Annotated in this window: 10 protein-coding genes; 4 read left to right on the top strand and 6 right to left on the bottom strand. The window is 34.8% G+C overall.

The window, feature by feature from the left end; translation table 11 throughout:
• Positions 1-151: 151 nt before the first annotated feature.
• From AVL50_RS24845 to AVL50_RS24830, 4 genes are all read right to left on the bottom strand, one after another.
• Positions 152-736, bottom strand: a complete 585-nt coding sequence (locus tag AVL50_RS24845; RefSeq protein WP_062619523.1) for a TlpA disulfide reductase family protein — start codon at positions 734-736, stop codon at positions 152-154.
• A 206-nt stretch (positions 737-942) separates the two neighbouring features.
• Positions 943-1,407 (bottom strand): hypothetical protein, encoded by a 465-nt coding sequence (locus AVL50_RS24840; RefSeq protein ID WP_157491530.1) that lies wholly within the window; start codon positions 1,405-1,407, stop codon positions 943-945.
• 201 nt (positions 1,408-1,608) lie between these two features.
• Entirely contained in the window at positions 1,609-2,196 is a 588-nt protein-coding gene (locus AVL50_RS24835) for an outer membrane beta-barrel protein (protein WP_157491528.1), read from the bottom strand.
• 35 nt (positions 2,197-2,231) lie between these two features.
• Positions 2,232-2,912 carry a DUF4136 domain-containing protein gene (locus AVL50_RS24830; protein WP_062619518.1) on the bottom strand — a complete coding sequence of 227 codons (681 nt, stop codon included), beginning with the start codon at positions 2,910-2,912 and terminating at the stop codon, positions 2,232-2,234.
• Positions 2,913-3,116: 204 nt separating this feature from the next.
• On the opposite strand from AVL50_RS24830, the gene AVL50_RS24825 reads away from it, so the two are divergent.
• The 3 genes from AVL50_RS24825 (at position 3,117) to AVL50_RS24815 (ending at position 9,955) form a co-directional block, all read left to right on the top strand.
• On the top strand, positions 3,117-4,463 hold the full coding sequence (locus AVL50_RS24825; RefSeq protein WP_062619516.1) for a neutral/alkaline non-lysosomal ceramidase N-terminal domain-containing protein: 1,347 nt from the start codon (positions 3,117-3,119) through the stop codon (positions 4,461-4,463).
• A 209-nt stretch (positions 4,464-4,672) separates the two neighbouring features.
• Entirely contained in the window at positions 4,673-6,445 is a 1,773-nt protein-coding gene (rho, locus tag AVL50_RS24820) for a transcription termination factor Rho (RefSeq protein WP_062619514.1), read from the top strand.
• Positions 6,446-6,601: 156 nt separating this feature from the next.
• Positions 6,602-9,955: a cyclic nucleotide-binding domain-containing protein gene (locus AVL50_RS24815; protein WP_062619512.1), complete on the top strand. Its 3,354-nt coding sequence runs from the start codon at positions 6,602-6,604 to the stop codon at positions 9,953-9,955.
• Positions 9,956-10,024: 69 nt separating this feature from the next.
• On the opposite strand, the gene AVL50_RS24810 is transcribed toward AVL50_RS24815, so the two are convergent.
• On the bottom strand, positions 10,025-10,525 hold the full coding sequence (locus AVL50_RS24810) for a transporter suffix domain-containing protein (protein ID WP_062619511.1): 501 nt from the start codon (positions 10,523-10,525) through the stop codon (positions 10,025-10,027).
• Between the two features lie 66 nt (positions 10,526-10,591).
• Complete coding sequence (locus AVL50_RS24805; RefSeq protein ID WP_082796006.1) at positions 10,592-11,566, bottom strand: DUF1989 domain-containing protein; 975 nt, start codon at positions 11,564-11,566, stop codon at positions 10,592-10,594.
• 330 nt (positions 11,567-11,896) lie between these two features.
• Between AVL50_RS24805 and AVL50_RS24800 the strand changes: the two genes are divergently transcribed.
• Positions 11,897-12,310 carry a MerC domain-containing protein gene (locus tag AVL50_RS24800; protein ID WP_062619506.1) on the top strand — a complete coding sequence of 138 codons (414 nt, stop codon included), beginning with the start codon at positions 11,897-11,899 and terminating at the stop codon, positions 12,308-12,310.
• The last annotated feature ends 52 nt before the right edge of the window (positions 12,311-12,362 follow it).

Here is a 12,362-nt window from a genome sequence, read left to right as displayed (position 1 = left end):
CCAAAATGTAAATTATTGCAAGTAAATAGACTATTTTGCCTGATGCAAATAATATATTTCACATGCAACTTGCAAATATAGACAAAAGTTACTAAAGTCATACTCTTATTGGCATAAGTTTTATCAACAATACTAAATAACTTAAGAAATGTCATTGTATTGTTAGCATATTTATAAAACTATCTGAATAATAGTTTGCTAATCCCTGATGTTTGAAGATGACTTCTCCTTTTTCATTAATGACATAAGTGGACGGGATACTATTACTCTGAAAAACGGATGGGGTAGAAGTAACTCTTCTGTAATTTGGAAAACTATAACCTTTCCTCTTTAAAAACTTTTCTGCCTTTATTTTATCTTCATCTACATTCAACATCATAAACACAACATTTTCATCGTCTTTGAAATGTTGATAGAGCTTTTCAATACTTGGCATTTCTGCAATACAGGGCGGACACCAAGAAGCCCATACATTAAGAAAAACTTTCTTGCCTTTGAATGCTTTAAAATCTACAGCTTCACCTGTTTCAAACTTTTCCAGTTTCCAGTTATAATCTGTTTTTCCTACATAACCTTCAGAAGAAGAGGCATTCATAAGCCCTGTCATTAATAAACCTCTTTGCATCAATGCAGACACTTCCGGCAAGGCTCCTGTAATATAAAGCCCTCCTAAAAGAATGACGAAGAAACCCCATGATTTCAGTTCTTTAATGATGGATTGTTTTGAAATATTCATATTCAACCTAAGTTTTCTATCTGCTTATTATGGTTTTGCATTTTCTCATTCTAAAATGAATCAGTATTTCGTCGTTTTCCTACCGTTTTACTTACAGAAAGTTATAAGGAAATACACCTCACTATTTTTTAAAATAAAAAGCCTCAGTATTTTCAAAGATACTGAGGCTGTACTTTATAATTGAATGAATGTCCTGACCAAAGCAATTACTTTTTACTTTGCACAACTGGCAATTCACTTAAGATTTGAGTTTTCAAGAAGCTATTCACCAATTCATTTAATTGATAAAAACGAGCGACTGTTTTAGGAGATAATTCCTTCTGCATAATTTTCATATGCTTCTTTTTCAACTTCAGATTTTTCTGCTGAATCGCCATTAGTTCGTTGACCATATTTAATGCTTCTTCGTCAGTAATACCATCAGTTTCACTGATCAATTCTTCAAATAACTTTGTTTTTTCTCTTGACAAATCAGAGTTATCCAATTCGAACTTGTCATACAATTCCCAAAACTTTGTGGCTTCTTCTAAAGATAAATCCATATTTTCCATGAAGAAGATTCTTTTTTCAGTTTTGATTACTGATTTAATGGTCTCTGCATCTATTGTTTGAGCGCTTATCATCATGGATGTTCCCAAAAGAAGAGATACTATGAATAGAAATTTTTTCATTGTTGTAGATTGTGCTTAATTTTTATTTTCTAATTAATACTCAAAGAATGGAATAAGGTTACACTGTTTCCTTATTAATTTTGATTATTAACTCATTTTCAGATTCTTAAAGAAGAAATTTATTTTTTTATTAAAATACCTAGCCAGAATAAAATGATCTTTATTTCAGCTAGGTAGTATATAATTTATGAATACTTTCCCTTAGAATACAAATCCCACATTGAATCCCAAATAGGAATGATCTGATGCATTGCCTGCTTTAAAGGCCTGATTATAACGGATTGTGAACAGCATATTGAATGAAGAGCTTACATCAGCTACCACCCCCACTTCTGGAGCAACTCCAAAATGCCAGTTTTTATCAATAAATGCCCATTGACCAAAAGATGTTCTCTGGTTGATAAAATAAGTACCTACTCCCACACCCACATAAGGGTTGATAATACCATCTTTATTGAAGTAATAATTGGCATGCAATAATATAGGTACAATATTCATATATCTGTATTGTCTACCATCTGCTACAATCCCTTCACTAGGATTGTGGTAACGCTCATCTACTTTTTCATAAAGAATATTCCAATTGACAGAAAAGCCATAGGAAACTGGAGTTGTCAACAAGTGTCGCTTCCATTCCAAACCTACACCTCGGCCACTGAAAGCACCGATATAATCGCTTGTATTTCCTAACGGAAGGGACATTTGATATGATAAAATAAAATCAGATTCTTGTGCTGAAGCATAAAAGCCCATCAAAGACAACAATAGAGTGACAATATATTTTCTCATGATTAATTTCTTTTGAATAGATTGTGTAATAGTTTTTAGTTATCTGTTCCGGCTTTTGCAGTGTTGTATTGATCAAATAATACATCTATACCACTCTTAATAAGGCTGACATTGTTAGCACGGGATAAAACACCATTTAATGCTCCTTCCCAGCCTAAAATAAGCACATATCTATTTTCTTCTTCTGGTGGATTGTTCTCTTCAACTGTTTTAGAAACATCCACAAAATCAATCAAAATTGTTCCGTTGCTGTATGAATAATATGAATACCCTCCACCATACCATGGATAGCCTGGGTAACCTGGGTAACCCCATCCTGGCCAACCTGGATAACCTGGCCAAAAAGGTGGTTGCCAAACAACACCTTGCTGCTGTACTGCTATTTGCGACAGCTGTATAAATAAATCTGCATCATTTTCTGAAGTAGGGTTTGTTACTTGTGTCAGCCCTAATACAGATTGAAGTTGCTGATTTGTATAGTTAATTACTTCCTGCTGCTCTGCTTCGCTTAAAACATTATCTGTTCCAATACCTACCACAGACATAGAGTCAGTAACTAAATAATACGTTTTGTAAGATCTTAAATCCTCAACGGATTCATATTGAGAGATAGCAATATCCAAGTCGCTTGTATACTCAGCTCCTCCTGGATAACAGCTTTGCAATAACCCTATTAGACCAATAAGAGTGAATGCTTTAAGAAAAAGTGTTTTCATGAAAAAAAAATGAGTTATTAAATATGTTAACACTTCCAAAGATAAAAGACTTTTTTCTTAAAATCACTAAAAATAACATACAAATAGAGCGATTGTACTTTGTTAATACAATAGTAAAACTTTTAAAGTCAAAAATTAGTAATAGTAAAAACGGATTCTGTATTTTTATGCCATTCTATTTACGGACATAAAATTCCCCTATTCTTGGTAAAGAAAATCAGTTATTTTGTTGCAGGGCTTTTGATATTAGCTTTTGTATTAATAGGCAGAATCGATAGAACACCTCTGCATTCAACAGAAGAATATAAAAATACCATTCTTAATACAGATAATATTATATCTGCAATACACAAAGAAGTTTCAACACAAGATACACTTCTCATTGGCTGGTCTGCCAAATCCATTGTTCCAAAAGGTGTTTCACTACCTGTAGCAGGCTATGGATTTAGAACATCCTACACGATCATAAGAGATTCACTTTATGCTAGAGCTTTTGCATTCGACGACGGTATTCGCGAGTCATTTGTATTGACTTTAGACCTAATGATTTTTCCTATTGAAGTAAGAAAACGCTTAGAGAAGTTGCTGCCTACAATTGGTCTTACCGCTGATCAGGTACTATTTTCGGCAATCCATACTCACAACGGCATGGGAGGCTTTGACCCTTCTTTCTTGGGAAGTGTTTCTATGGGAAAATATTCAGAAGAAGCCACTCAAAAAATTACTGAAGCTTCGTTTAATGCTATAAAAGAAGCTCGTAATACAAAATCAAAAGGCGGAGTTGGTTTTCTGCAAACTGAATCACCTGATTGGGTGAGAAATAGAATTGTAGATGGGGGAAGAAAAGAAAATTCTATCCGGGCTATTAAAATCAGTCGTACAGATGGTAAACAGGCTGTTATTACAACTTATAATGCACACGCCACTTGTTTGAATATGGATTTCTGGATTTATTCTAGAGATTATCCTGGAGAGTTTATTGATCACCTAGAAAATAAACCTTCAGTTGATTTTGCAATGTACTGTGCTGGAATGGTGGCAAGCCACGGCCCTAACAGTCCGCATGGGGAAAAAGATTTTGAAATGATCAAACACATGGGACAGGCATTATCTGATTCTATATTCGTAAAGTGGGAGCAGACTCCTGTCAATTACGTTATAGATGCCAGTATTCACAAAGTGGAAGTTGATTTCAGACCTTCACAAGTGAGAATAGAGAAGAACTTGAAAGTCCGTGACTGGGTATTCAAAATGGCTTCAGGAGGACTTCAAGGGGATATTACCTACTTCAAACTAGGTGATATTGATTGGTTTGGAACTCCTTCAGACTTTTCGGGAGAAATCGCATTGGATTATAAATTTGATTCGTTAGCAAAAGAACATAACAAAAATTTCATGCTTTCGAGTTTTAATGGAAACTATGTAGGCTACATTACTTGTGACGCTTATTATGACTCCTTACATAGTTATGAAATTAGAGAAATGAACTGGGTTGGACCTGAATATGGGGCCTATTTTGGAGATGTTATCGAAAAATTGATTAGAAATTAAAGTAATCTTATCATTTCAGCTTGTTAAATTAAATCGGATAACTTAGATTTGCTTATAATATAGAAAGTCACGACAAAACCTATTTCCTTCCGGTAAGGTGACTACGATGTAGATAGCTTCTATCTCACACACTCTTAATAATAAAATTAAGTTTCTTCATAAAGTATTTCATTATAGCGACAGTCTGAAACACTGTCATCATTATTTTTATGTATACAAGAAAGCTACTAGAGGCTAAACTGCTATCTGAATTGAAAGATATTGCAGAAAGTCTTGGCATGAAAAATTTCAGTAACCTTCGTAAGAAAGAACTCATTGAGAGAATTGAAAATCAAATCAAAGCTCAAGAAAAAAATGAGAGTGCACAGCCTGTGTCTGAAGCACCAGAAGAAGTAGAGCAAACTCCGAAAGTTACGCCAGCCGCCTCTAACGATAACAATAACGAAAATGCTCCTCAACCAGAGAGCGATAAGCCCGTTAGTCAAAACAAAAAGCCTGAAAGCAGACCTGATAAAGCCCGATTAAACAGACGTTCAGCTTCACCAAGAGAAAGAGTGAAGAGAGAAAATGTGAAAAAAGGGAATCCAAATCAGCGAGGAAAGAATCAAGATCAGAAGAAAGCAAGGGGGCAAAAAAATAATCCAGCTCAACCAAGTGCTCCAAAGCCTATTACTCATGACGATATTATGTCTTGGGAAGAAATTGACTTAGGTATTGATCCTTTAGACGACATGCCTGATTTCGATATGTTCTTGGACGATGAAACGGATGAAAAAAATCCTACACTTCAACAGGAAAGAAATAAAGCCATTGAGCAAAAAGCTACTGAACCAGCTAAACCTGTTCAGAAAGTGTCTGTGAAAGATTTTGATGGCGTAATCAGCAGTGAAGGCGTATTGGAAATCATGTCTGATGGTTTCGGATTCTTAAGATCTTCTGATTATAACTACTTAGCCAGCCCTGATGATGTTTATGTTTCACCTTCACAAATCAAACTTTTTGGTCTAAAAACAGGTGATACAGTAAGAGGTAATGTTAGACCTCCAAAGGACGGAGAAAAGTATTTTGCCTTACTAAGAGTTGATACAGTAAACGGAAAAACGACTGAAGAAATTCGTGATCGTATTCCTTTTGAATATTTAACGCCGCTCTTCCCTCAAGATCAATTACACCTTTCTACTAAACCGCAGATTTATTCTACTCGAGTATTAGATTTATTTGCACCAATTGGTAAAGGTCAACGTGGTATGATCGTAGCACAACCTAAAACAGGTAAGACAGTGTTATTGAAGGAAGTGGCCAACGCTATTGCCCAAAATCACCCTGAATGTTATTTGATCATCTTACTGATTGATGAACGTCCGGAAGAGGTGACAGATATGCAACGTAGCGTAAACGCTGAAGTAATTGCTTCTACTTTTGATGAAACAGCTGATAAGCATGTAAAAGTTTCTTCATTGGTATTAGAGAAAGCGAAAAGAATGGTGGAATGTTCACATGATGTAGTCATTCTACTAGATTCAATTACTCGTTTAGCACGTGCGTATAACACCGTTACGCCATCATCTGGAAAGATCCTTTCTGGTGGTGTAGACGCCAACGCATTACATAAGCCTAAGAAATTCTTTGGTGCGGCAAGAAATGTTGAAAACGGTGGTTCATTAACCATCATCTCTACGGCATTGATTGATACAGGATCGAAGATGGATGAAGTAATCTTTGAAGAATTCAAAGGTACAGGTAATATGGAACTTCAGCTGGATAGAAAGCTTGCCAACAAGCGTATTTACCCTGCAATTGATATTCCTATGTCGGGTACTCGTAGGGAAGATCTATTGATGGACAAAGACACATTGCAGCGTGTATGGATTATGCGTAGAATGATGTCTGACATGAAGTCAACAGAAGCAATGGAATTCTTACAAAGCAATATGAGAGGCACAAGAACAAACGAAGAATTCTTGATCTCAATGAATAAGTAAGATCATTTATACAGCACAAAAAAGCCGAAGTAATTTTTTAATTGCTTCGGCTTTTTTTTTCTGCTATCTTTTGAAAGCGAAACACTTCAAATTAAACATGATTAGATGTTTTCTTATGCAGGTATTTTTTCAAAAGTAATAACTGAATTATAAGAAATGAATTCAATTGCTTCTAAGCTTTATTATTACCTCCCAAAAGACAATATTTTTAGCAAACTCTATCAATTGTTGAGAAAGGAAAACCCGAACTGGGTTAATCTCTTTTTCATCGCTGAAGGTGCGGGTCTGGCTATAGTATTTTCAATTGCTTATACCACTTTATTCCAAGAAAGAGCTGTTGATAACTTGCCTTATGCGTTCATGTTTAGTGGCATTATTATTCTTTTGTTAGCCAGGCTTTTAGCTTATCTAGAACGCCGTTTCCGCGTGGAGCATTTGAATGCCACCTACAGTTTGATCAAAGTATTGATTTGCGTCTTTGTATGGTATTTGTGTTTAAGTGAAAGCGATTATCTTGTCATACAAGGGCTCATCATCAGCATTAAACTCTTGATTTTCTTTGAAGACTGTACGTATTGGACCATCATTGAAAATTACTCTACTACCGCTGACCGAAGGAAGGTGCTAGAACAAGCCAAGTCATTTAAGGTATTGGCAAAGCTTACCGGTTTTTTAATTGTATTGGTAGGTTCCAATTTATTCAGCTTGTCGGCCATGGCTTTCTGGGCTATTCCTCTGTATGTAATTTCTGGATGGGGGCTTTGGCAATCACTGAAGAATAGTAATATTGATGATCAACTCGAAGAATATCACGATAAAGTCACCCGACCATCTAGAAAATTCACTCCAGATAGTTTCTGGGCATTTGGCATCTCTAATCCTTATGTATTAAAACTAGGATTACTAACGGTATGCATGGCCTGTGTTTGGGGTATTGTAGAGTTTTTCTTTATGGTAGATTTGAGGGTATCGCTTTTTACACCTCAAAAAGGACTGATTGCACTCTCATTATTATTGATTGTTTCTTACGCCATTGTGGCGACAATCACTCCTTTCTTTTCATCAAGGAAATTGCAGGATATAGGCATTAAAAAATTACTTACTATTCCGCCCCTAATTTTACTATGTATTGTAGTGCTAACTTATTTAGTATTAAGATTTAGCCCTCCTCAACTGCCTGTAATGCTAACCTTGGTCGCTATTGTCTTTATTATGACTAGAAATATCATTTTAACGACAGTTACGCCTTCGCTGTTAAGGCCAATTCAGAAAAAACATAGAGGTTTTACATTTGGAATATTAAGAGGCTTTTTTGGGTCACTTGGATTAATACTTTCTGGCTTTTTTCTCTGGATAGTCAATGCTGATGTTTCCTCTAGAGAAGGAACAATGATTGTCTGGTTATCCATCAGTTTCTTACTGGCATGGTGGCTTTGTGCAAAGATTGTTTCTAGAGATTATAGAGTAATTATCCGCCGTGCCTTCTTATTGAGAGATATAGAAAGTTATGAAATTGCCACTCATGACCAGGAAGTAAACCGCCTTTTAGTAAATAAGTTGATTTCTCACCGCCCCGAAGATGTGCTTTATGCTTTGGAGGCAAATACCATGATCAACCCCAAAAAGAATGAAACGGTTCTATTACATATGCTTCGCCACCCTGAGGAAGTGGTAAGGTATTTTTCTATCACTTTCAATGAGGAAATCAAAACGCCAAAGATTGAAGAGGCTATAAAGAAACTCGCTTTAAAAGATCCTGATCCAAGGGTAAGAAAAAAAGCAATCATCAGTACTTGCAAAAGCGATCCTACTTTTATTAAAGAAGTGATTGATTGGATTGATGATGATAACAAAGAAATAAGGAAAGGAGCACTTTATGGTCTCCTCTCTTCAGAATCTGAAGAACAAAGAACCATAGCTCTGAATTATATTAAGAACACTTTAAAATCTGAAAACCCTAAACAAAAAATCTTTGCTCTAAAAATTCTAGCAAAAGTCTCACCCAAGGAAAGTGAGCCTTATATCTTTGATGCTATTATTGATGGTGATGATTTACTGATCAAAGAAGGGATTAAAATTGCAGGAATTGTAAAAAGTCCAACGCATATTCCATTATTAATTAATCTTCTGAAAGAAAATAAGTTCAATGATACCGTACTGAGAACACTAATTCAATATGGTGAAGATTGTCTGGATATTATTGAAAACGAATTATTTGTTAACAAAAGGAGAGAAGATGTTTATCTGATCACATTATGTAAAATAATGGGTAAGATTGATACGCCTAAATCCTATGAGATTTTATGGCAATTGGTGGATTATCCTTGGCCATTTATGAGAATGGCCGCCTACAATGCACTCAAAAGATTAAAATACAGACCAAAAACGGATACTGACTTTCAGGTTTTAAATAAACATCTGGAACGCTTTTTCCAGAATTACTATTGGCTTTGTAATGCCATTGTAGTTTTGAAACATGAAAAACCATTCCGTGCTATGCTTTCAAAGGCATTGGAAGATGAATTAGAATTGATTGAGGAAGGAATCAGAACCATTCAAGAGTTTATGATTGCAGGTAAAGGAGATCAGCTTTTTAAAGTTACTTCTTTCAGCAAGCGCCTTTTTGAATATACTGATCAAGAAATGATATTACAGAATGCAGAAATTGAAAAGAACCTCTGGAAAACCCTGCCTTCTTCTATTTATCAAAAACTGATCATAGTTTTGGGGTATTACAGTCTGGAAATGAAAATGCAAAAGTTGGGAGATTATTATTCTGCTAACCTTGTGGATCCGCTGAGTATTACTCTGGGAATTATCAGACCCTTCAGTTTTAACAGGCCTTTGTTCAATACTTGGACGAAAATCACAGCATTAATCAGTATACGTGATGCAATGTCTCCAAGCTTAATGAAATACATCGGTCAGATATTAAATAAAGACGACATAAAACTGATTGAACCCGCTTTGATCAGCTTAAAAAGAATAGAAGATTATCAAGATTTACCAGTGTCGAAATCATTGGATGAATTGGTTTCACCTGAAAGAAAAGATTGGCTTATGGGCATATTAAACGAAGGAACAAAACCATTACTGGAGCTGGAAAAAGTAATTTTATTACGTTCTACAACTCTATTTAGGGAAATCCCTGAACACATTTTAGTAGACATTGCCAGTATTATGCATGAAGTTAGAGTTCCTAGAGACACTTCTATCTTTAGAAAAGGAGAGGAGAGTAGAGAAATGTATATTATCTATGAAGGAGAGGTAAAACTTCATGATGGCGGTTTTACTTTTAATACATTGATGAATCGAGATCTTTTTGGAGATCTGAGTTTATTAGATTCTTCACCAAGATCACTTTCTGCCACCACTACAAAAGATTCTGTTTTGATGACTATAGAACAAGATGATTTCTTGGCCTTAATGGGCTACAGAAGAAGCTTGATGCAAGGAATTTTAAAAACACTTGGACAGCGTATTAGAAGTCAGAATAATTATTCGAAATAAATATCAAACCATAGTTTGAAAAAAGCCATTGAACATTTCCTTTTAATGAAGAAAGTTCAATGGCTTTTATTATTTCTTATTTTCGGGTAAAACCCAAGGTTGCCAACGAAATACATCACCTAGTTTTTTCATCATTTGATTTCCTCCAAAAGCTACAATCCCAAGAAGTAATATTATATCAGTTCCTATGGAAAAATAGAGCAGATTCTCTTTGATAAAAGGAACTTCAAAAATATTAGGGATGTAACCTGAAACTACCGTCACTGCAAACCAAACAAGAATACAAACTATTCCTATTTTATATTGAAAAGGCGTTGCTGGATATTTTCCGGGAGGTAATCCCATCATTTTTTTGATTTTTCCTTTTACCAACTGAATCCCTTCCTTACCTGCTAAAAGTCCTCCTATTAGTAAACATACTTCGGGGACACCTACTACAAAAAGTGTAATGATAGTGGCAGTCATTCCTTTACTCAAACCTAAAAAAGGAACGATCAAAGAAAATACAGGAGAAATAATACCAAGCACAATAGTGCCCAAACCTATTTTACTTTTTAATGATGTTTTCATGATTATGGATTTTGAAGTGAGATGAAAAGAGGGAGAGTATTTTATTTACTCCCCCCATTGAGTTATTTAAAGGTTATTGAAACTTTCTGGAGTTCTTACAGAAATGTCCTTTTCTCCATTTTTGAATTTATCATAGATTAATTTTTCCCATTGATCACCTTTTACCATACCAAGATGATCTTCACTATGAGGTTGAATTCCTGTATCAAATACTTGAATGTAAATTGGGTTAGGATCAGCTTCATGAAATGGTAAATTCTGGTCCGCATAAGGGCAATTACTCGCCACCAAATACAAATCTTTTTCACAATAAAACTCCAAACCTGTACCGTCAGGAACAGATGGGCTTAAAAACATCTTACCTCTTGTTACTCCTTCCTCATCTGGAATAATTTGATTGGGTTGGAAGATATTCAAGTCATTTCTATCTGCTAAAAATTGTACTTTTTTCATTCTTTCCTCCTCATCTTCAATAGAAGCAATCGCTGGAATTCTATTTAATGCTTGAATAAAATTTTCATGGCAACTGTTCATGTGTACAGCTTCATTTCCGTATGCACACATATTGTATTCTTTGCTACAGTGCGCGGCAAAAAACATGTGCTGTACTTTCATTCCATTATCAGGATCTTCTAGTAATTCATAAGGGTACTCATCTGCAACTAGCGTTACAATTTTCTCCATGTACTTGCTTTGAGTCCAAAGTGAACCATAAATAGACGGAGAAAAACCTGCTACAGCTGTTGTACTTAAATGGTCTGACCACTGTTCTAAATCAGGAGTGAAGAATAAAATATCAGCAATTTGTGTTCTACCATTATGTTGGTGAGGACGTTGTTCTATTCTAATAACTTGTCCTGCTTTGGCATAAAAAGAATTGCCTGTATGCTTTTCTAATACGTCTTCGTAAACAAGTTTTCGAGTATTGTTCGTTTTTGTGGCGATCACTTTATCATAGAATTCTGTATTCGGTTTTACACCTCTTGCAAATTGTTCTACTGGATCGATATCTGCGTTGTAGCTTTCATTTTTCGTTGTCATAGCATTCATTATTTAGTTTCCTATGTTTTTTTGTTTTCACTTACATAGGCGAAAGCCCTAAATAAAACCTCTATTCGTTTAACTCTTTTTAACACTAAAGGAAAATTATACATTCATATCAATAAGGTATATCTCTCAATCACTTCTATTATTCTAGTCTCATTAAAAACACCATCACAAAAATCTCTTCTTAAAAGCATGTTTGGAAAATTTTCACTAAAAGAGACCTCTAAATAGGGGTTTGAGTAAAACTGACGCATATGATAATGTAAGGAGTGATCCACTCTACTATTCATCATAAGCTGTTATACAGTTAAAACACAAATTGCTATGTATACTTTAAAGAGAGAGTTTATAAAATATACTGATCAGATAGGAATAACAGGTTCATTTATCTGTTTGATTCATTGTATTATCACATCAGGTGTAATGATTGGTAGTTCCATTATTTCTCATTCTTCACACCATCACCATCATGATCATATTCATCAATTAGATATCTGGGGAATAATTGATTTATCTATGATCGTTATTAGCGGTATAGCTGTTTATTTTTCTACAAAAAAATGCTCTTCTTCTGAAGCTAGAAGCATTGTGATGTGGGTAAGTTATATTGTTTACAGCGTTTGTATGCTTTCTAAATATTTTGGTTTTGAACCTCTTTGGCTAAGTATATTATCTTATACAATGTCATTTGTACTGATAGGAAGTCACTTGATGAACTTGAAAAAATGCCATCATTAATCCAGCTAAACTAAAACTGTAAGAAACTGAATTACCTCATATATCTATTAAA

Origin of the sequence: Flammeovirga sp. SJP92, assembly GCF_001583495.1 — a bacterium.
Taxonomy (GTDB): Bacteria; Bacteroidota; Bacteroidia; order Cytophagales; family Flammeovirgaceae; genus Flammeovirga.
This window is presented reverse-complemented; position numbering and strand designations above follow the sequence as displayed.